This is a genomic window from Specibacter sp. NPDC078709 (assembly GCF_040686795.1).
Taxonomy (GTDB): domain Bacteria; phylum Actinomycetota; class Actinomycetes; order Actinomycetales; family Micrococcaceae; genus Specibacter.
In genome coordinates this window covers 534814-555290 of sequence record NZ_JBFBLU010000002.1, presented here as the reverse complement: position 1 = coordinate 555290, position 20477 = coordinate 534814, and the positions used below count along the sequence as shown (strand labels likewise).

Annotated in this window: 22 protein-coding genes; 7 read left to right on the top strand and 15 right to left on the bottom strand. The window is 59.6% G+C overall.

Annotated elements, in window-relative coordinates; translation table 11 throughout:
- Nucleotides 1-214: 214 nt before the first annotated feature.
- The 5 genes from AB0P14_RS06570 (at nucleotide 215) to fabF (ending at nucleotide 5478) form a co-directional block, all read left to right on the top strand.
- Nucleotides 215-1594: a helix-turn-helix domain-containing protein gene (locus AB0P14_RS06570; RefSeq protein ID WP_363839316.1), complete on the top strand. Its 1380-nt coding sequence runs from the start codon at nucleotides 215-217 to the stop codon at nucleotides 1592-1594.
- Nucleotides 1595-1745: 151 nt separating this feature from the next.
- A complete protein-coding gene (locus AB0P14_RS06565) occupies nucleotides 1746-2699 on the top strand; it encodes an ACP S-malonyltransferase (protein ID WP_363839314.1) in 954 nt (317 codons plus the stop codon).
- A 47-nt stretch (nucleotides 2700-2746) separates the two neighbouring features.
- A complete protein-coding gene (locus tag AB0P14_RS06560; protein WP_363839393.1) occupies nucleotides 2747-3757 on the top strand; it encodes a beta-ketoacyl-ACP synthase III in 1011 nt (336 codons plus the stop codon).
- Nucleotides 3758-3843: 86 nt separating this feature from the next.
- On the top strand, nucleotides 3844-4092 hold the full coding sequence (locus AB0P14_RS06555; RefSeq protein WP_363839311.1) for an acyl carrier protein: 249 nt from the start codon (nucleotides 3844-3846) through the stop codon (nucleotides 4090-4092).
- A gap of 126 nt (nucleotides 4093-4218) precedes the next feature.
- The gene (gene fabF, locus AB0P14_RS06550; RefSeq protein WP_363839308.1) at nucleotides 4219-5478 is read left to right on the top strand and encodes a beta-ketoacyl-ACP synthase II; all 1260 of its coding nucleotides are present in this window, start codon (nucleotides 4219-4221) and stop codon (nucleotides 5476-5478) included.
- Between the two features lie 185 nt (nucleotides 5479-5663).
- Here the strand turns inward: fabF and AB0P14_RS06545 are convergent, their stop codons facing one another.
- The 7 genes from AB0P14_RS06545 to AB0P14_RS06515 all read right to left on the bottom strand — a co-directional run bounded on the left by AB0P14_RS06545 (nucleotide 5664) and on the right by AB0P14_RS06515 (nucleotide 13132).
- Complete coding sequence (locus tag AB0P14_RS06545) at nucleotides 5664-6167, bottom strand: DUF3145 domain-containing protein (protein ID WP_363839305.1); 504 nt, start codon at nucleotides 6165-6167, stop codon at nucleotides 5664-5666.
- A gap of 215 nt (nucleotides 6168-6382) precedes the next feature.
- Entirely contained in the window at nucleotides 6383-7318 is a 936-nt protein-coding gene (locus tag AB0P14_RS06540) for a tyrosine recombinase XerC (RefSeq protein WP_363839302.1), read from the bottom strand.
- A 51-nt stretch (nucleotides 7319-7369) separates the two neighbouring features.
- The gene (locus tag AB0P14_RS06535) at nucleotides 7370-8404 is read right to left on the bottom strand and encodes an LCP family protein (protein WP_363839299.1); all 1035 of its coding nucleotides are present in this window, start codon (nucleotides 8402-8404) and stop codon (nucleotides 7370-7372) included.
- A 148-nt stretch (nucleotides 8405-8552) separates the two neighbouring features.
- Entirely contained in the window at nucleotides 8553-9854 is a 1302-nt protein-coding gene (locus AB0P14_RS06530) for a DNA-processing protein DprA (protein WP_363839297.1), read from the bottom strand.
- A complete protein-coding gene (locus AB0P14_RS06525; RefSeq protein ID WP_363839294.1) occupies nucleotides 9851-11404 on the bottom strand; it encodes a YifB family Mg chelatase-like AAA ATPase in 1554 nt (517 codons plus the stop codon). The genes AB0P14_RS06530 and AB0P14_RS06525 overlap by 4 nt, the downstream gene beginning before the upstream one ends.
- On the bottom strand, nucleotides 11404-11760 hold the full coding sequence (locus tag AB0P14_RS06520) for a YraN family protein (RefSeq protein WP_363839291.1): 357 nt from the start codon (nucleotides 11758-11760) through the stop codon (nucleotides 11404-11406). Before AB0P14_RS06520 ends, AB0P14_RS06525 begins: the two co-directional genes overlap by 1 nt.
- Before the next feature lie 730 nt (nucleotides 11761-12490).
- Nucleotides 12491-13132, bottom strand: coding sequence for a hypothetical protein (locus tag AB0P14_RS06515; protein ID WP_363839288.1), 642 nt, complete (start codon nucleotides 13130-13132; stop codon nucleotides 12491-12493).
- A 206-nt stretch (nucleotides 13133-13338) separates the two neighbouring features.
- On the opposite strand from AB0P14_RS06515, the gene AB0P14_RS06510 reads away from it, so the two are divergent.
- A complete protein-coding gene (locus tag AB0P14_RS06510) occupies nucleotides 13339-14151 on the top strand; it encodes a hypothetical protein (protein WP_363839285.1) in 813 nt (270 codons plus the stop codon).
- A 210-nt stretch (nucleotides 14152-14361) separates the two neighbouring features.
- Here the strand turns inward: AB0P14_RS06510 and AB0P14_RS06505 are convergent, their stop codons facing one another.
- Complete coding sequence (locus tag AB0P14_RS06505) at nucleotides 14362-15006, bottom strand: NAD(P)H-binding protein (RefSeq protein WP_363839282.1); 645 nt, start codon at nucleotides 15004-15006, stop codon at nucleotides 14362-14364.
- A gap of 155 nt (nucleotides 15007-15161) precedes the next feature.
- On the opposite strand from AB0P14_RS06505, the gene AB0P14_RS06500 reads away from it, so the two are divergent.
- Nucleotides 15162-15539: a helix-turn-helix domain-containing protein gene (locus tag AB0P14_RS06500; RefSeq protein ID WP_363839279.1), complete on the top strand. Its 378-nt coding sequence runs from the start codon at nucleotides 15162-15164 to the stop codon at nucleotides 15537-15539.
- Between the two features lie 111 nt (nucleotides 15540-15650).
- Here AB0P14_RS06500 and AB0P14_RS06495 read toward each other — a convergent pair whose 3' ends face one another.
- The 7 genes from AB0P14_RS06495 to rimM form a co-directional block, all read right to left on the bottom strand.
- Nucleotides 15651-15983, bottom strand: coding sequence for a DUF2469 domain-containing protein (locus tag AB0P14_RS06495; RefSeq protein WP_363839276.1), 333 nt, complete (start codon nucleotides 15981-15983; stop codon nucleotides 15651-15653).
- Nucleotides 15984-16043: 60 nt separating this feature from the next.
- Nucleotides 16044-16727, bottom strand: coding sequence for a ribonuclease HII (locus tag AB0P14_RS06490; protein ID WP_363839272.1), 684 nt, complete (start codon nucleotides 16725-16727; stop codon nucleotides 16044-16046).
- Entirely contained in the window at nucleotides 16728-17432 is a 705-nt protein-coding gene (lepB, locus tag AB0P14_RS06485; RefSeq protein ID WP_363839390.1) for a signal peptidase I, read from the bottom strand. It lies immediately after the preceding gene.
- Between the two features lie 277 nt (nucleotides 17433-17709).
- On the bottom strand, nucleotides 17710-18387 hold the full coding sequence (lepB, locus tag AB0P14_RS06480; protein ID WP_363839269.1) for a signal peptidase I: 678 nt from the start codon (nucleotides 18385-18387) through the stop codon (nucleotides 17710-17712).
- A gap of 17 nt (nucleotides 18388-18404) precedes the next feature.
- Complete coding sequence (gene rplS / locus AB0P14_RS06475; protein ID WP_363839266.1) at nucleotides 18405-18764, bottom strand: 50S ribosomal protein L19; 360 nt, start codon at nucleotides 18762-18764, stop codon at nucleotides 18405-18407.
- A 310-nt stretch (nucleotides 18765-19074) separates the two neighbouring features.
- Nucleotides 19075-19872: a tRNA (guanosine(37)-N1)-methyltransferase TrmD gene (trmD, locus tag AB0P14_RS06470; RefSeq protein ID WP_363839263.1), complete on the bottom strand. Its 798-nt coding sequence runs from the start codon at nucleotides 19870-19872 to the stop codon at nucleotides 19075-19077.
- A complete protein-coding gene (rimM, locus tag AB0P14_RS06465) occupies nucleotides 19872-20459 on the bottom strand; it encodes a ribosome maturation factor RimM (protein WP_363839261.1) in 588 nt (195 codons plus the stop codon). Before rimM ends, trmD begins: the two co-directional genes overlap by 1 nt.
- Nucleotides 20460-20477 lie beyond the last annotated feature (18 nt).

Sequence of the window (20477 nt, the reverse complement as noted above, 5' to 3'; positions counted from 1 at the left end):
TGGAACTTGGCGGTCACCGCCGTTGGTACAGAGCTGGCCACTACGGTGGCAGAGATGCTCTGAGCCTTGCTCTGAGCTTGGGCAGAGCGAGCCTCCAACCGCCCTTCTAGCGTTAACCCGTAGCTCCATGGGCTTGAGCGCTTTTCCTTAGGGACCGTGTCTTGTTGGGTTCACACAAATTCCCCTCAAGGACATAAAGACATATCCTCGAGATATGGCAGCTAAAAATTCGGCGGGCACACGCCCATCCGCCCAGGAGTCCACCCAGGAGTCCGGCAGTGCACCTACCCCGCCCGTCCAGGCCAGCCCCGTCCAGGCCCGAACTGCTGACTCCTCCGGGACGCTGGAACGGTTGCGGGCCAACGTTGGCACCTTGTCCAACATGATGCGACGAGAACTTGAAAATACGCTGCCGTGGTACCAGCGACTCAGCGCCGATGAACGCTCCTCGCTTGGCCTGGTGGCTCAAAACGGCATCACCGCCTTCGTCTCCTGGTATGAACACCCCTCATCACCGAGTTGGGTCCTATCGGATGTTTTCGGCACGGCGCCCACCGAACTGACCCGCTCCATCAGCCTCCAGCGAGCCTTGCAGCTGATCCGCACCGTGGTTCAGGTGGTGGAAGACAAGGTTCCTGAACTGGCCGCACCCGAAGAGCAGGTTGCCCTGCGCGAAGCTGTACTTCGTTACTCCCGGGAGGTGGCTTTTGCTGCCGCCGATGTCTACGCTCGAGCAGCAGAAAATCGTGGAGCCTGGGATACCCGGCTAGAAGCTCTCGCGGTTGACGGGATCCTGCGTGGGGAGAACACCGATGCCCTGCAGTCACGCATCTCCGCGCTGGGCTGGACCTCGCTCGGGCGCTTCACCATCATGGTGGGGCCGGCGCCCTCGGAGACCAACGCGATGTTCCTAGCCACCTTGCGGCGGGCCGCCGGACGCTTCGCCGAGGATGTCATGGTGGGCATCCAGGGCGATAAATTGATCTTGGTCCTGGGCAACGTGAAGGACCCGGAATCGGCTTATGTGCGCCTGAGCGATCTTTTTGCCCCGGGGCCGGTGGTGTACGGTCCGCTGGCAACAACCTTGGCCGACGCCACAGCGTGCGCCAAGGCTGCCTTTGCCGGCATTTCCGTCGCCAAGGGCTGGTCCTCCGCCCCGCGGCCGGTATCAGCAGATGACCTGCTGCCAGAACGTGTCATCGGCGGCGACGAATCGGCCCGCCGAGCCCTCATGAGCAATATTTACCGTCCCCTCGTGGCGGCCTCCAATGGGCTCGTGGAAACACTCAGTAGTTATCTGCAAGGAGGTCACTCTCTGGAAGCGGCTGCTCGTGAACTTTTTGTGCATTCCAACACCGTCCGGTACCGGCTTCGCCGAGTGTGCGATGTGACGGGCTGGGATCCACTCATTCCCCGCGAAGCGTTTGTGCTGCAAACGGCGCTGATCGTGGGGAGGCTGGCAACACCGACAAAAGCCCCCACACAAGCCGCCGTCAAGGCCGCCACCGCGAAGCAGCCAGCCACGAAATCTGGCACCCCTCGGGCCACAAACGATCCTGTTGACCCTGCCGATCCAAAGGTTCAAATAATTTAGCTGCCCCAGCGTCCTGTCCACACCCCACCAAGAGGTGTAAAGAAAACCCCATGTCCACGGTGAGCATTGTAGACTTCCTACAAATTGTGCCGAAGAGCTTGGTGTAGGAAAACACCCTGTAAATACTGTTAAGTTTGGAAAGCTGGTTAATGTGCTTGCAATAGTCTGCCCGGGTCAGGGCTCCCAATCCCCAGGATTCCTTTCGCCATGGCTGGAACGCCCCGGTGTCCATGAGCAACTCGCTTCTTTGAGTGAGGCTGCGGGCATTGATTTGCTGGCCCATGGAACCACCTCTGATGCCGAAACCATCAAGGACACCGCCGTCGCCCAGCCCCTCATCGTGGCTGCCGGGCTCATCACAGCTCAGGCCCTGTTGGGCGATGACGCCACCGCGGCCCTGGTCCCCGGAAAAATTCTGGTAGCTGGCCACTCCGTGGGCGAGATTACCGCTGCTGCTCTCACAGGCACGCTCTCCAACGCAGATGCCATGGCTTTTGTGCGCGAACGCGCCAACCGCATGGCAGACGCCGCAGCCGCCACCCCCACCGGCATGGCCGCAGTGGTTGGCGGAGACCCCGATGAGGTCATCGCCGCGATTGAATCCGCTGGGCTGACAGCCGCCAATATGAACTCCAAGGGCCAGACCGTGGCCGCCGGCACGCTGGAGCAGATCGCCGCCTTGGTGGCTGCTCCGCCTGCCAAGGCCCGTGTCATTCCGCTGCAGGTTGCCGGTGCGTTCCACACGCACCACATGGCCCCGGCCGTCTCGGCGCTCCAGGCTCTTGCCCCGTCGCTGACCACGCACACACCGAAGGTGGCCCTGCTCTCCAATTACGACGGCGGCGCCGTTCCTTCCGGGGAAGCGGCACTTGCCTCGTTGATCGCCCAGGTATCGCGCCCCGTTCGCTGGGATCTGTGCATGGAAACCATGTCCGCCATGGGCGTCACCGGGCTGATTGAACTGGCCCCGGCCGGTACCCTGACCGGGCTGGCCAAGCGCGGCATCCCCGGCATCACCACCGTGGCCGTCAAAACGCCAGACGATCTCCAAGCTGCCCGGGAACTGCTGGCAGCACACCTTTCACCGGAAGCAGGAACACTGTGAGCACCCCAACTCTGAAGCAGAACGCCACCCGTCCCGGGGCACAGATCATGGGCATTGGCGCATACCGCCCCTCCGTGATCGTCACCAACGAGGACGTGTGCCAGTGGATCGATTCCTCCGATGAGTGGATCCAGCAGCGCACCGGCATCATCACCCGCCACCGCGCCCCCAAGGATGTCTCCGTGGTGGACATGGCTGTTTCCGCTGGCGCCGAGGCCATCGAGAAGGCCGGCATTGAGCCGTCCCAGATTGGTGCCGTGCTGGTCTCGACGGTGACGCACCCGTACGCAACGCCGTCGGCCGCTGCCTTGATCGCCGACAAGCTCGGAGCATCCCCGGCACCTGCCTACGACATCTCCGCCGCCTGCGCAGGCTACTGCTACGGCATCGCCCAGGCCGACGCCTTGGTCCGCTCCGGCGCTGCTGACTATGTCTTGGTCATTGGGGTAGAAAAGCTCTCCGACGTGATCGACAACCACGAGCGCACCATCTCCTTCCTGCTCGGCGACGGCGCCGGCGCCGTGGTCATTGGCCCCTCGGACGAGCCCGGCATCAGCCCCTCGGTCTGGGGCTCGGACGGCAGCAAGTGGGACACCATCGGCATGACCCACTCGCAGCTGGATATTCGTGACTTCAGTGAGCAGGCCATGAAGGGCGACGGCGTTGCCCTCGCCGCTGCTGATGAGGCCCACTCCACCCTGTGGCCCACGCTGCGCCAGGACGGCCAGACAGTGTTCCGCTGGGCCGTGTGGGAGATGGCCAAGATGGCCAAGAAGGCCCTCGTGGACGCCGGCATCACCGCCGATGATCTGGGCGCCTTTGTCCCGCACCAGGCGAATATGCGCATCATCGATGAGCTGGCCAAGCAACTGAAATTGCCCGAGCACGTCATCATCGGCCGCGACATTGCCGACGCGGGCAACACCTCGGCCGCATCGATTCCTTTGGCAACACACCGTCTGCTGGCAGAGAACCCGGAGCTCTCCGGTAAACTTTCGCTGCAGATCGGTTTTGGTGCCGGACTGGTGTTTGGCGCCCAAGTGGTGCGCCTACCCTAAGAACACGTCCCCCTCATGTGAGGGGTGATCAATATGCCTGAAGGTCAAGTCCTTGATCACAGCAAAAACAAGAAAAGGAGCCATCAATGGCTAGCAACGAAGAAATCCTGGCCGGTTTGGCCGAAATCGTCAACGAAGAGACTGGCTTGGCCCCCGAGGCTGTAGAGCTGGACAAGTCCTTCACGGATGACTTGGACATCGACTCCATCTCCATGATGACCATTGTTGTCAACGCTGAAGAGAAGTTCGATGTGAAGATCCCGGACGAGGAAGTCAAGAACCTCAAGACCGTTGGCGACGCTGTCAGCTTCATCGCAGGCGCACAGGCTAAATAGCTTCCCTGCAGACCCGTCCGCGCAAGCGGCACTGGTCCTTGTGGTTGGCCGGATCCCGATAGAGTGCCCGGCCAACCACAACACCTTTCACTTCCCTCCCCTGAAACTTTTGTAGAGAGTTGAACCATGGCCCGCAAAGTAGTCATCACCGGCTTGGGTGCCACCACACCCATTGGCGGCGACGTCCCGACCATGTGGAAGAACGCCCTCAAGGGTGTCTCCGGCGCCCACACCCTGACCGACGATTGGGTGGAAAAGTACAATCTACCCGTTCACTTCGCCGCCAAGGCCTCAACTCCTGCCACTGAAGTACTGAGCCGTGTCGAGGCCAAGCGCATGGACCCCTCAACACAGTTCGCTGTTGTGGCTGCCCGTGAAGCCTGGAAGGACTCCGGCATTGAAGAGGTCGATCACGACCGCCTCGCCGTCGCCTTCGCCACCGGCATCGGCGGTGTCTGGACCCTTCTGGACGCCTGGGATACCCTGCGCGAAAAGGGACCCCGCCGGGTTCTGCCCATGACCGTTCCCATGCTCATGCCCAACGGCCCGGCCGCCGCTGTCAGTCTGGACCTCGGTGCCCGCGCCGGTGCTCACACCCCTGTTTCCGCCTGCGCCTCAGGTACCGAGGCGCTGCACATTGCCCTTGAGCTGATCCGCTCAGGCAAGGCCGATGTTGTCATGGCTGGTGGCGCTGAAGCCGCCATCCACCCCATGCCCTTGGCCTCCTTCGCGGCCATGCAGGCATTGTCCAAGCGCAATGACTCCCCCGAGACGGCTTCACGGCCGTACGACATCAGCCGCGACGGCTTCGTCATGGGTGAAGGTGCTGGCGCTCTGGTGCTGGAAGCCGAAGAGCACGCCATTGCCCGCGGCGCCCGTATCTACGGCGAACTGGCTGGCACCGCGGTGACCGCCGACGCTTACCACATCACTGCTCCGGACCCCCAGGGTCTTGGCGCAACGCGTGCGTTGAAGGCCGCCTTGTATGACGCCCGGGCCCTGCCCGAGGACGTTGTGCACGTCAACGCCCACGCAACCTCCACCCCGGTGGGCGACAAGCCGGAGTACACCGCGCTTAAAGCGGCCCTGGGTGATCATGTGGACAACGTGTGTGTTTCTGCCACGAAGTCACAGATGGGTCACCTCCTGGGTGCCTCAGGCGCTGTCGAGTCGGTACTGACGGTTCTGGCCGTCTACCACCGCGTTGCACCGGTGACCATCAACCTGGAGAACCAGGATCCGGAAATCCCCTTGGACGTTGTCACCGGCACCCCGCGTGAGCTGCCCGAGGGCGAGATCATGGCACTGAACAACTCCTTCGGTTTCGGTGGGCACAACGCAGTTGTGGCTATCCGTAGCACCGGCCCCAAGGTGGAAATGGCCTAGGCCGCTCCGTCTCAAACTATTAAACAACGACGCCGGCGCTCACCTTTTCAGGTGAGCGCCGGCGTCGTTGTTGCATCACTTTGAGTACGTTTCTAGAAGCGCCTCGTAGCTAATGTCCGGCAATGCCAATGTCCTGCAATGGGGAGGATGTCCATGCCAACACGGCTAGGCAGACGAGAAACTGCTTAGCCTACGTGGTGCAGCCAGCGGACAGGGGCGCCTGCCGCGGCGTGACGGAACGGCTCCAGTTCCTCATCCCAAGCCTCGCCCAAGGCCAGCGAGAGCTCTTGGTAGACCATCGAGGGATCACCCTTGCCTGATTCGTAGGCGTAACGGATCCGGTCCTCCGAAACCATGATGTTGCCGTGGACGTCCGTGACGGCGTGGAAGATACCCAATTCCGGGGTGTGGGACCAGCGTGAACCGTCCACGCCGGGGCTGGGATCCTCTGTGACTTCGTAGCGGACATTGGCCCAGCCGCGCAGAGCCGAAGCCAACCGGGCACCGGTTCCGGCAGGACCCTGCCAACTGATTTCCGTGCGCAGCACGTTTGGCGCTGCGGGCTGTGCAGTCCACTGCAAGTCCGAGCGCTGTTCCATCACTGATGCGATGGATGATTCAATATGCGGGCACATGACAGCCGGGGCTGAGTGCACGAACAAAACACCGCGCGTTGATACGACCTTCATTCCATCCTCCATAGCAGTAGGTACGTCTTCCCCAACGACCTTCTTGCTTCTTGAAAGTGGAACTTTTAGTGCGCGGAACCTGTTTGAGCTGGCCCATGTTGTCCGGGCTTTTGACCCGCTTCATGCTTCTATTTCGATTGTATGGCTTTTACTTCTACTCATTGTGCCGTAGCTGGACGGATTACGCCACCGTAATGAATTGAGCCTTTCCGTGCTCAGGCCCGCGGGTGTGCTGTGCGGTAGCTATCGCGCAGCCGTTCCACCGAAACATGGGTGTAAAGCTGCGTGGTGGCCAAGGACGTATGACCCAAGATTTCTTGCACTGCCCTCAAGTCGGCACCACCATCTAGAAGATGCGTGGCAGCTGAATGGCGCAGCGTGTGTGGACCTGTTGCAGAAGTATCGCCCATGGCCTGCAGCAGTCTGTCGACGACTGTTCGCACAGCCCGCTGGTCGATACGGCCACCGCGTTTGCCCAAAAACAGGGCAGCCCCGGCACCTGGCTTGAGCAGGGTTCCGCGGCCAAAGTCCAGCCAGTCTCCTAGGGCGCGATCGGCCGGAACCCCAAAGGGAACGGTCCGTTCTTTGTTCCCCTTGCCCAATACTTTTAGGGTGCGACGTTCACGGTTGATGTCGGCCACGTCCAATCCAGCCAGTTCCCCGACACGAATACCTGTGGCGTAGAGAAGCTCAACGATGGCCAGATCCCTGATCGCTACGGGATCCCGAGTTTGCGCTGCAGCGATGAGCTCATCCAACAGCCGTTGGACTTGTTGCTGCTGCAGTACGGCGGGCAATTTCTTTTCACGCTGGGGGGCCTTAAGGCGCAGGGACGGATCCACCGTAATAATTTCTTCGCGCAAGGCCCACGCCGTAAAGCTGCGTGCCGTTGCCGCACGCCGGGCAAGGGTCGAGCGAGCCAGACCTGCGTTGCTCTGCTCGCCGAGCCAACGCCGCAGCGATCCCAGCTCAAGATCGGCCACCGAGGTGCTGCCTTCGGCAACAGCATGGATCAGCAAAGCATCTAGATCTCCAAGGTACGCCCGGACTGTGTGTTCCGAACGCCCTCGTTCCAACCGTAGGTACCGCTCAAAGGCAGCAGCCGCGTCGGCGAGGGCCGGAGGCAATGCTGCGCGTTCTTCTGAATCCACATACTCACTCTGCGCCAGCAGGGCGCCTGTAGCAAGTTGCCCCGCCGCAGCTCAGCCTAGACCCGCAGATTGGAGGTAGGCCCCGAGGGTGTCATTGCCTAGGGCCTGGCCGATGGCTGCTATCGCTGAGTCGTCTCGGTTGACTATAGATTGGCCATCCACACTGGTCCCTGTGCCTAACGTAGGCAAGGTGAAGGTGATGACATCAGAGCCGCGAATACCGTTCAGGCTCAGAGCCAAGGCACCGATGGTGCCAGAATCCAGGCCGGCATCCACACTGACATAGGGCGAGATCTTATTCACCAAATCCGTCAGCTTCAACGGGTTTGTCAGCGTCGATGCCGAAAGAACACCGTTCAACATGGCCCTGAGAAAGATCTGCTGATCCTTGACCCGTTGGTAGTCTCCATCGATGAAGGCGTAGCGTTCGCGGACGAACGCCAAGGCCTGGTCACCGTTGAGTTTCTGAGGACCGGCTTTGAAGGTGTAGTTTCCGTGCAGCGTAGTGAAGTCCAGCGGTACGTTGACCTGCACTCCGCCCAGTGAATCGGTGATTGCTTTAAAGCCCTCGAAGTCAACAATGGCAACGTGGTCAATTCTGCTTTTGAAGAGTCCTTCAAGAGTCTGGACCACTAGCGGAACACCGCCGTAGGCCATGGCCGCATTGATTTTGGCTTGTCCGACGCCCGGGATATCTACCCAGGTATCGCGCATGATCGACATCAAGTAGAGGTGTTTACGATCGGCCGGTACGTGCAGCCACATCATGGTGTCCGAGCGTTGATTGGATGCAGCGCCACCTTCAGCTAAATCGAGGGAATCGCCGCGGCTATCACTGCCCAGCAGCAAGATGTTTACAGCCTCCGCGGCCGGACCCTGAGTAACTTTTACCGGCCGCACCGTCTCGTCCGGAAAGGCGTGGGGGATCTTTTGGGTCTGCTGATCGTAGGTGTGGGCCAGATTGGCGACGAACGCCAGGCTGCCCAGAGCTGCAGCCAGAAAGAGGGCCAGCACAACAAGCAGAATCTTCCCCCGGGTGTGATGCCGGCGGCGGGCGGGGACAGGCTGCTCCGCGTTGATGCTCATAGGCTCATAATGCCACCGCCAAAGGGTTTTGTCTGTTCTCCGCGGGCCATCGTTACAGCTCCGTATTGAAGGCCCTACAAACGGTGACTGGCAGTCTCCGTCTGCAGTTCCCGCGACGAACGTTCATAGTCTTTCAGCTCCTACTCCGTCACTTTCGACTGCTGCGCTTCCAGCCGCCGGCAAACCGTTCTGCCACACCGAGAGCTTCCAACCGCCCCAAACCTGCCAGCACCGTTGAGGCACTCAGCCCCGCGACAACACACAGCTTTTCAACGGTGGTGCTTGTTCGCAGCGGCAAAGCATCCATGAGCAGCAGGTCTGAGGTTCCCAGCCCGTCATGCAGGGCAGCTTCGACGTGGGGTTCAGCCGTGAGGTGCTCACCCATGCCGCCGGCCAATTCTGCGATATCCCCAGCATCAGTGACACACACAGCCGAGCCTTCCTTGAGCAACCGATGACAACCAGCAGAGTTGGCCGAGTACACCGATCCTGGCACGGCCCCCACCAGCCTGCTCAGCCCCTCAGCATGATGTGCAGTATTCAAAGCGCCTGAGCGCCAGCGAGCTTCGACCACTACCGTCACCGAACAGAGCGCTGCGATAAGGCGGTTGCGTTGTAAAAATCTATAACGTGTAGGGTTCGTTCCTGGCGGAACTTCGGCGATAACAAGCCCCTGCTCGGCAATGGTCCGCAACAGGTCCTCGTTTCCCGAAGGATAAAACCTGTCCACTCCCCCGGCCATGACCGCAATAGTTGGCGGCACACGATCGCTGGGGTCAGGGCCGCTGCCCACACCACCGCTTTGACGGTGCCGTGGTGGGCTCAGCTGACCTGTGAGCCCTAGCGATGAACTCAGGGCACCCCTGTGGGCGTGAGCGTCAATGCCGTAGGCGCCACCGCTGATCACGGTGAAGTCCCGCTGTACCAACGAACTGGCAATTTCGACACTGACATTTGCGCCGTAGCTGGTGTTGTCCCGCGAACCAACCACGGCTATGCATTGCTCCTGGGGAGGTATCAGCGCAAGGTTTCCTCTGCACCATAGGGCGAGAGGCGCCGCCAATTCCAGATCGTCAAGAGCGGTGGGCCAGGACGGGTCTTCTGGGATAAGTAGCCGGCCGTTCATTCTGGCCAGACTGGCTAGATCGCGTTCGGGCGCCACATCAGCCAGACGTGGACGCCACCGTGCCAGCACGTCTGCAAGGCCGGACCATCGTTCTGTCCCCGCCGCGTTCAGAACCTCTGTGACGAGTTGTTCAACCCGGGCATTGGAGGAATCATTGCTGCGAATCAAGGACAGTGCCTCTTCGGGACCAAGCACCTGGACCAGTGCCAAACCCGGTAAATCCGATGGCTCCATGAGCCGGGTCAATGCGGCCCGAGCAATCCGCAGAGCGCGGCCCGTACGGTCCTGTTCAGTGGGCTCATCCGTTGCCTCGATGTCAGTCATGGTATTTCTCCTCGTTGCCGCAGTGTCAACGCCAAGCCAACGTCTTCGCTGCCCGGCCGTTCTCGTCCTTGGAGATCGGCGACCGTCCATGCTAGGCGCAGCACGCGGTCATAGCCGCGGGCACTCAGGACCCCCGTTCCCATGGCCTTGTCTAAAAGCGCGGTGTCGTGCCTACCCAACCGCAAGGGCCCGCGCAGCACCTGTCCGGTCACATCCGCATTGTGAACCAAGGACCATGGCTTCAGCCGCTCAGCAGCAATGTCGCGGGCAAGCTGTACTCGTTGAGCAACCTGTTGACTGGATTCCCGTGGCTGCGAATCAGCCAGTTGTGACAACTGCACCTTGGTCACTTGCAGCTGGATGTCGACCCGGTCCAGCAAGGGACCTGAGAGTCGGCCAAAATAACGGCGCCGGGCCATAGGCGTGCATTGGCAATTAATGCCTTTGCCGGTGGCTTTCCCGCAAGGGCAAGGGTTGGCTGCCATGACAAGCTGGAACCGTGCAGGATAAGATGCTGTTCCGGCTGAACGATGCAAGACCAGCTCACCGCTCTCCAAGGGCTGGCGCAGCGCATCCAGCACACGCTTATCGAATTCAGGAGCCTCGTCCAAAAATAGAACACCCCGGTGAGCGCGAGTGGCCGCGCCCGGACGGGGAATCCCGCTGCCCCCACCAATGATCGCTGCTGTACTGGCAGAGTGGTGCGGGCGCTCATACGGAGGGCGTCGAACAAGTTCCATGAGAGCCTCGCCACGATGATCCAGCGAGTGAATGGCGGTGACCTCCATGGCCTCGGCATCGCTGAGATCGGGCAGCAGCCCGGGCAGGCGTTCGGCCAGCATCGTTTTGCCTGAGCCCGGCGGTCCCACCATCATGAGGTGGTGGCCACCGGCCGCCGCAATCTCTAAGGCCACACGAGCCACCGGCTGGCCCGCTACTTCAGCCAGATCCACCTGTTGTTGCTTCGTGGCCCCAGCCCGTCCGGCCTTGTCCTTGGCGCTGCCTCCGGCCCATCCGCCCCCAACACCGCGGAGATTTTTAGGGTCCGCGTCGAAGGCGAAGGCGACTTGAGCCAAATTGTCATAGCCGCGAACTTTGGCGCCCTTAACCAGTTGTGCCTCGGCCAAGTTGGCGGTGGCCACAACGAATTCCTGGCAGCCTGCCGACAGCGCCGCTAGGACGGCTGGCAGCACTCCGCGGACGGGGCGCAACCGCCCATCCAGACCCAACTCGGCAATGAACACCGTGCCCCCGGTTCCGCGCAGATCTCCGGCCGCATTGAGCGCTGCCATCACGATGGCCAAGTCGAAAGCTGATCCTTTTTTGGGTAGCGATGCCGGCACCAGATTGACGGTGATCTTGCGCCTGCTCAAGGGTATTCCAGAGTTCTGTGCCGCTGAACGGATCCGCTCGCGGGCCTCATTTAACGAAGCATCAGGGAGTCCCAACAGTATGAAATTGGGCAGCGTTTGACCAATGTCCGCCTCGACCTCAATGACGTGCCCATTGAGCCCCACCAGCGCCACAGCGAGGGCTCGGCCCATACCCATCAGGCCACCCCCTTGAGATGGTCTATTGAGGGTGGGCCAGATTGATCCATCACGATCCCGATGGCGTCGATGCGCAGGGATCCCACAACGTAGTGGTGATCGCGGGCCCACAGCACCGCCAGGGTGCGCAGTCGTAAAAGTTTGGCCCGGGTTAGCGCTTCTAAGGGGTCACCGTATCGCCGAGAACGGCGCGTCTTAACCTCGACGATGACGAGTTCGCCGCCGTCTAACGCCACCAGATCTATCTCACCGCTGGCGCACCGCCAATTGCTGTCAATGACCCGAATGCCGTGTTCTTCCAGGTAATCTGCGGCCATCCGTTCACCGGTCTGGCCGAGTATGTCCTTTGTTCTCATGACCGCCTCCACTGCCAGCTTGGCGGGCTTGGCAGGACAGCGAAAGGTCCCAACACTCAATTGTGGATACTGGACCGGGACTACTGCCTGTGAGGGACTCAACGCCTGAATCAAGGCAGAATTTTTAGTCCGATAGCCGGCTCAGCTTGTGGAAAATTCTTGAGGTTCGCTCTTCCTAGAGCCCGCAGCAAAAGGCCTGGTTCAAGCCGACGTGGAAATCAGCGTGGGGTTAGTATCCGGAGGACTCTATTTTTTCCCGCTCCAACGGCTAGTGAAATACTGCTAATTATCGCGCGATTTTACGGAGTGAATGACGCAATTAAAGAGCTCCCATTGGGCGATGTGGGCGTTCGGTATGGGTCCCCATTGATCCGGCGAAGGCGTGGAACTACGCCCATCCAGCTTGGATACATTGTCTCTCGGTTCCACCGGGCGTAAGAAGATGTCTACCACGTAGGGTTCGTTAGGGCGTCTGACGCTGAGCCTATGCAGTGACGAAGGTGCCGGCGCAGTAGTCAACTCCAGTACCCCGTCTTCAGCATTGACCACCTGGCCGGAGAGTAACTGTCGAACATCGTCAGAGAGCAACTGGGAGTTAAAGGTACTAATTCGAAACGCGTATTCACCGAGCGGGTCGTGGCCATACGAGGTGATGATCCCTTTCCCCATGACCACCTCCGACAGTCTCTCGTCATGCTCCTACAGGATCAACGGTAATGGTTGAGTCGAGCTAGTTTGATTCGAACGCATCAGCCTCTTGCAACCTGCTGATAGCCAGATCAAGGACTGCTATTGCCTCGGCAGGATTGTCATCTCGGGTGTATATTTTGGCCAGTTCGACCATACTGCCAGCAACTTGCTGGCTGATCAAGGTGTTGTGGACGTTTCCGAATCGCGAAATTATATCCTGATACGTCGCTTTGGCCTGCGGCTTCTGACCAGAGCTGTACAGTGCGACGGCACGAGCATGAAGAGCATCGATGAGGACTGTGATCAGCTCATCGGCCTCAGCTACGGGCCCGTCCGCCTTCTCTGGAATTTCGAAAGACGACCTTTCCGCAGCTTCTGCAAACTCTGCGGCCGTTGCGTCAGGGTGATCATGTTCGAACTGCTTGAGCGCTTCTTCCTGCATATCAACCATTTGGCTCGAGCCTTCGGCGGCCGGGACAGCTTTAAGCACGCCGTAAACTTTGTTGCCGCGGGTTACCCAGCTCGAGTGCCCGGCTTCAGCCTGGCGAATGAATGACGACGGTGAACCCTGCCCGATTTCGCTAGCGGTCAACTCCAAGAGTCTTTTATTGTCCGTGGGCAGCGCGTATTCCGCTAATTCATGTGCGTATTTTTCGACTGAAGCTGGTTCAATGATTGCCACAACGCGGCCATGTCGGGCTAGAGAGACTCGCCTGCCCCCTTGAAGAGCTTCAAACAAGTGGCTAGCCTCGTCCTTGATTCGAGAGATGGGTATCGGTCCATATTCTGAGGGTTTCATCCAAATACACCAACTTTCTTCCTTGTTCTATAGGTAGAATATTACCTTGAAACCGCGGTCAGGTGAATCGAATACCGAAGGAGCTGAAAGTGTCCATCTATTCCGACGGAACGGCCGCTTACCGCGAGACAACGAAGTGGTTAACTGCCTTCGTCCCGCTGACAGCCATGGTCGCCTCCATACTGACTCTCGGCCCTCCAGTCCTCCGAAGCATTCAAGACGCACCCTCCCTCCCTGCTTGGATCGGCGAGCATACCGTGGTCCTTCTCTGCATTGCCGTCCTGTTCGGCGGCCTAACCGTGATACTTTCCTTCGGCACTAAAGTTCTCAGCGTCGAACCCCAAGACATTGGGCCTCTCCTCAATTCCCCGGAAAAACGGTCAGAGCTTGCGGCCGTGATCGGGACAGGCGCCACCGCCCCATGGTTCTTAGACTTAGCTACGTTCAATGAAGCACTGGGTGAAATAGCAAAAGCACCCAAAGATCCAAATAGCCCCCCACGTAACGACACCTCTCAAATCGATCAGTTCAAGTTGGCGGTAGAGGTATTGCGTGATTGGTCTCTTTATCACGAGATCCAAATAGCGTTCCGAAATTTTCTTCGTGCATTCATCGCGTCAACTATCGCCATTGCAATTGCAGCATTAGTGGCGCCAGCACAACTGGAATCCGTGATTCCCGTTGACAAGCCAACGCTGGTCAGCATAGAAGTGAATGAATCCGGCCAAAACGATCTCCTAACAAGAACTGGCTGCACAGACCCCACAGCGTCGACATTTACGGCTATTGGAGGTAGCTGGAAGCACCCCGAACTGGCCGTGGACGGTCCAGGATGCGCTTTTGGCGCGGCATGGCACCCCAGACGTGGCCACATTGAGCTAAGGCTGCCCTCGCTCCCCTAGCCTTTGCTCTCCCATCAAGTGGTCGAAATAGCAGCCCCGATTTCATCTCAACAGGACGGCGGGTTGCTCCTTGCGGGAACAGGGAGGGCCTCTCCAACACTGGCTAAATTCCGCCAGGACGCAGCAATGCCCGGCCGAACCATTCCGACCGGGCAAAGAGAACACTGGCACATTCTGCCGCGTAGATGCTGCTTCGGGGCCACCCTAAAGTTAGTAGGCCACCGAGAAGCGTTGCTTGCGATGGGCCGCGGACTCGACCTCGTCGATGACAGCCAGCCCGAAATCGGCTCCGGAAATGTTCGAATTTCCTGCTGCATCAACGAGCAGCACCTCGCCGCCGATACGGTAGGAACCCGTTGCCTCACCAGGCGCAAAATCGCCAAAACCGCCAGCAGGGCTCACATAGAACCAGTCCAGCTCGGCGGGAGCGTCCTGAAGCATCTCCAAAAGTCGGGCTCCGGTCTGGGACTCCGGCAAGATCTCCGCCGGGAACTCTGGCACATCCATGAGGCGAGGGCCGCCGGGGGCCACCTGCAGAGATCCTGCGCCACCAACGACACCCAGGCGTGCACCCGCCGCTGCAGCCAGCGGCAACAGCTCCGCCACAACACCTTCCAGCTTTCCCGTCAGCTCACCACGGGGCGAAAGCGTCTCAATGACAACATCTGCATCGACGACGCTGGAAGCCAAAAATTCTGAATCGAACACGGAACCGGTGATGTACGTTGCCCCATCAACAGGGTTCGCCGGCAAATTCCGGCTCAGGGACGTCACCTCATGACCGCGCTTAACTGCCTCCCGAACAATGTTGCTCCCGGCGTACCCAGTTCCGCCGAGGACCTTGATCTTTGCCATTCGCTTACTCCCTGACTTACGTTTAGACGGCCTACATAGCCGCATTCACTCAATGCTTACTAAAAGAGAGTAACATACCTACAGTTAGTAAATTTGCTAGAATGGGTGTTCCAGCGGTGCGCAGAAGAGGATCGCGGAGAAGAGAACAGAGAACTATGAGCCAGCCGCTATGGGACCCCTACGATCGAAACTGCCCTTCGCGGGCGGTGCTGGACCGAATCGGCGACCGCTGGAGTGTGCTCGTGGTGGGTGCTTTGAGTCAGGGCCCGCTCCGGTTCTCGGAATTGGCCAAACGCGTGGACGGTGTGTCCCAAAAAATGTTGACGCAAACTCTGCGCGGCCTAGAGCGCGACGGCCTGATCACCCGCACCATGTACGCCCAAATTCCACCTCGAGTGGACTACCAGCTCAGTGAATTCGGGTCCAGTTTGGCCATACCCATCCAAGCCTTGGAGACGTGGGCCAAGGAAAACATGCCGGCCATCATGCGAGCTCGCGACGGCTACGACGCCGCTCAACTCCCCCAAAAATAATTGCCCACGCCAGCCCAACACAAAAAACAAGGACGACGGCGGAAGGTAAGTTCCGGCGTCGTCCTTGTCTTTTAGGTGGGGCTGGGCCTTGATCACGGGGCTGGCACAGCCTTAGCCGAAGGAGCCGAGCTGGCCATCCTTGGGGATCTGCAGGTCATCGGACTTCATGAGTTCTTCGACGTTGACATCTTTGAAGGTGATGACTCGGACGTTCTTCACGAAGCGGGCCGTGCGGTAAACATCCCACACCCACGCGTCCTGCAGGGTCAGATCAAAATACACTTCGCCGTCGGCCGAGCGGGCTTGCAGGTCCACGTGATTGGCCAGGTAGAAGCGGCGTTCAGTCTCCACCACATAGCTAAAAAGATTCACCACATCGCGGTATTCGCGGTAAAGCTGCAGTTCCATCTCGGTTTCGTAGTTTTCCAGATCCTCAGCACTCATGCTTCCATCATCCATCACCGGGACCCCACTTTCCCAACGGGGCCGCTGGGGTGGCGAAAACTATACGAGTCGCCAGGTCTTGCGATGGTGGTCGGTGGCGCCGAGTTCAGCAATTGCTGCCTTGTGTACCGGCGTTCCATAACCCATATTGGAGTCCCAGCCGAACGCAGGGAACTCCTGTGCGAGGCCCGCCATGATGGCGTCACGCTCCACCTTAGCCAAGACGCTGGCAGCGGCAACGGACATGCACGTCATATCCGCCTTGATGCGTGTTTGAATCCGCCACGGCGCTGCGACGGGCTGCTCTAGTTCTGCTTCTGGGACCGTGAACAAGTCCAACCCGATTTGTTGCGGGACAGAAAGCCAGTCCTGATTGCCATCGAGAATCACAAAGTCAGGGATCACCGAGGCCGCCGCCTGGGCCATGGCGCGCTGGCCTGCGAGGCGCAGAGCTGCCACCAACCCCAACGCATCAATTTCCAGCGCCGAGGCATGACCAACGGCACTTGCAGCCGCCCAATCAATGATGGTGGGCACGAGTGCTTCGCGGACGGGAACTCGCAGTAGCTTGCTGTCTTTGACGCCGGGGAGCTCAACCGTGGATTCGGGATGGATGATGACCACGCCAACACTGACGGGTCCGGCGAGGGAGCCCCGGCCCACTTCATCGCAGCCGGCCACGGCTTGGTAACCCTGGGTTGCGAGTTCTTTTTCCCATTCAAGGGTGGGTGCGGCGGCAGCCATTTATGGACCTGTCGAGACGGTGGGCTGCGGCTGGGGCGCGTCACTGACGCTCTTGGGATCAGGAACGTCGGCAAAAACGTCCGGGTAATTGCCCAGGATTCCCACCCTGTTCAGGGGCCAGGCAATCACAATCGCCCGGCCCTCAACATCGGCGATGGGGACAAAACCGGTGCTGTTGAAGCTCTGGTGATAGCGCGAATCCTGTGAATTATTGCGGTGGTCGCCCAATACCCACAAGTGTCCCTCAGGAACGGTGACCTCAAAGGTGAATTCCGACGGCGCTGCGCCCGGGAAAAGATAGGGCTCGGTGATGGCGGCACCGTTGATGGTCAGCTTGCCGTCGTTATTGCAGCAGATGACCTTATCCCCCGGCATACCGATGATCCGCTTGACCAAGTGCTGCTCAGAGCTGTCCGGTGCTAGGCCAATAAAGGTGGCCACATCATTGAGCCAACCCGAAGGTTTGTTAGCAACAGGCTCTTCTTTGAGCCATCCCTGGGTGTCTTTGAAGACCACAATGTCGCCGCGCTTGAGACCGATGGGCTCAGGCACCAGCAGATTGACGAAGATCCTGTCATTGATTTGCAGCGTGTTTTCCATCGATCCCGACGGAATGAAAAAGGCCCTAAACAAGAACGTCTTGATGAGAAAGGAGAGAACCAAGGCAATCACAACAATGGTGAGAATCTCTTTGCCCCACGCCAGCGCCTGCCGGGCGAAGCGCTGGCCGGGTGTGGCCGGCTCGGCCGCTCGGTGATCCGCATTCTCCGCTGCCTGGCCCGAGTTCAAATGACGGGCTCGTAGATCCTGCCGCACCCGCGGGTCGGAAGAGACCGGCTCGGTTCCCTCGTGGGGATCCGGCTCACCGGTTTCTTCCGGCACACTGTGTTGCGTCAACGTTTATTTCCTTAGCAAAGTCAGGTCAAAAATGTGCGTACACACCCTGTCAAGGTGTTAAGCAGTCAGGGTGTTAAGAAACGAGCTAGGGCAGGCCGCCACTGGTTTTTCCGCTGCTGGAATCGTTGTCAATCAGATGCAGTCTCCCCAGCGGCCACACCGTGGCGATGGGAGTGCCAATCACCCGATCGGTTGAAATCAATCCTCCGCCGGGCGCTCCCAAGAGGGATCGCGAATCCAGCGAAACATTGCGGTGATCACCCATAAGCCACAACTTACCCTGCGGAACCGTCACCTCGAACGTCAACGCGCTGGGCTCGTCCCCGGGATACAGGTAATTCTCAGTAACGGGGACACCATTAATTTCCAAGGATCCGTCCGTGGAGCAACATTTCACGGTGTCGCCAGCAACGCCGAGCACCCGCTTCACATACATATTGTCGTTGGGAACCATCCCCAGCCATTGGCCGGCCCCCACGATGCCGTCTGCCACTTCTCCTGCACCAGATTTCAACGGCAGGAAGGACCCTCTGCCGTCAAAGACCACCACGTCGCCGCGCTCAATGGGTTTGTTGGTGAAAGCAAGGCGGGACACCAGCACACGGTCGCCGGTGAGCAGTAGCGGTTCCATCGATTCAGACGGGATGTAGTAGACATCAATCCAGACGTTGCGCAGCAAGGCCAGGAAGAGGAAGAGCACCACTACCGCCAGAACCACAAAACGCCAGCCCAGTTTCCTGGACTGGCGTTTCGCTTGAGTCAAAGTGCGACTCCCCTTTATTACTTGGTGGGGAGGTTGTCGCGCTTTTCCTTGATCTTGGCAGCCTTGCCGCGCAGGTTGCGCATGTAGTACAGCTTGGCGCGGCGAACGTCACCCTTGGTGACAACTTCGATCTTTTCCAGGACCGGGGAGTGTACCGGGAAGGTACGCTCTACACCGACGCCGAAGGAGATCTTGCGGACCGTGAAGGTCTCGCGGACGCCGTCGCCCTGGCGGCCAAGGACGAAGCCCTTGAATACCTGAACACGTGAGCGGGAACCTTCAATAATGTTCACATGAACATTGACGGTATCGCCGGCACGGAAGGCGGGGATGTCGCTACGCAGGCTAGCTGCGTCAACAGAATCGAGAATCTGCATTTTTCTCACTCCAGGCAAACGCCACAGGTCATTTACTTTGTGTCACGCTCCTCAGGGACGGCACAAAGCCAGTCATGAGAAACGAAAGAATTGGACCGGATTCCATGGATGGAATACCAGCGTGCCGCCCTGTTGACGAGCGCTCCCCCTGTGGCAGGAACGCGCCCAGTAGGCACATCTATTTATTTTGCCACACCCATGGCCATCTCGCTAATCCAGTGCGGTGGCCCAAGTGCTCAAAACGTCACAGTTCAGACGCGGCTTCACTGTGCTCATGCGTCGTCGCTGTGTTCATGCGTCGTCACTGTACTCATGCGTCGTCGCGACGGAGTGCCCTACCATCGACGACGGCGTACCCAAGTTCCCAGAGCACGTTGCGGTCCGCTTTGCTGAACGTGGAGACGTCAAGAACGTCAATCAGGTCAGGACGACGTTCGGCTGTGCGACGCAACTGCAATTCCTTGCGGAACTTGGCGATCTTGCCGTGGTTACCGCTGAGCAGCACATCCGGCACATCCCGCTCACGCCATGAGGACGGTTTGGTGTAGACGGGGTACTCCAACAGCCCGTCAGAGTGGGATTCTTCAATGAGGGACTCCGGGTTCCCCACTACTCCGGGGATCAGCCGACCAATGGCCTCAACCATGGCCAAAACGGCAACTTCACCACCATTGAGGACGTAGTCTCCCAAGCTGACAGGGCGGACGATGTACTCATCGGCAGCCCATTCCAGGACCCGCTCATCTATTCCTTCGTAACGGCCGCAAGCGAAGACAAGGTGTTCGGTCTCGGCCAGCTCGTAAGCCAACGCCTGGGTGAAAACTTCACCGGCAGGTGACGGCACGATCAAGGTGGGCCGCACGCAGTCGGACGTGGGAGAGGCGGCCGCAATGTCGGTCAACGCTTGCGCCCACGGCTCCGGCTTCATGACCATGCCAGCGCCGCCACCGTAGGGTGTGTCATCGACGGTGCGGTGGCGATCTGCCGTGTAGCTGCGCAGGTCGTGGACCACTAGCTCGAGCAGACCTTCGGTGCGAGCCTTGCCAATCAGGCTCAGGTCAAGGGGCGCCAGGTATTCGGGGAAGATGCTGACAACGTCGAACCGCATTATTCGGGTGTTCCTTCCGAACCATCAGCACCGTCAGCGCCACTGAGATCGGCAGCTTCGCCAGTCTCATCGTTTTCCGAAACGTCCTTGTTGACGGTGAACAGGCCGGCCGGCGGAGTGAGCAGCACGTAGCCGTCCTCAATGTTGACCTCGGGGACGATCTCATCGACGAAAGGCACCAGGACCTCATCACCTTCATTGTCTTCAACGATGAGCAGATCCTGCACGGCCTGGGTCCGCAACCCGGCGACCTTGCCAACCTTGTTGGCGCCAACCCGGACTTCAAGGCCGAGCAGCTCATGTTCGTACCAAGCGTCGTCATCCTCGTCATCATCGGATTCGAAGAACATCGTGGCGCCGCGGAGCAGTTCGGCGTCGTTGCGGGTGTTAGTGCCTTCGAAGCCCAGCAGGAGAATATCCTTGTTCCAGCGCGAGCTCTTGACAGTCAGGCTGCCGATCTTTGCCGGCTCCACCACGAACTCGGCGCCGACCGCGAAGCGGGAATCGGGGGCGTCGGTAAGGACCAAAACGGTGACCTCACCCTTGATGCCGTGGGGCTTGCCAATCCGGGCGACCTGGACCTGCATGGGAACTCCTAAGTTGTT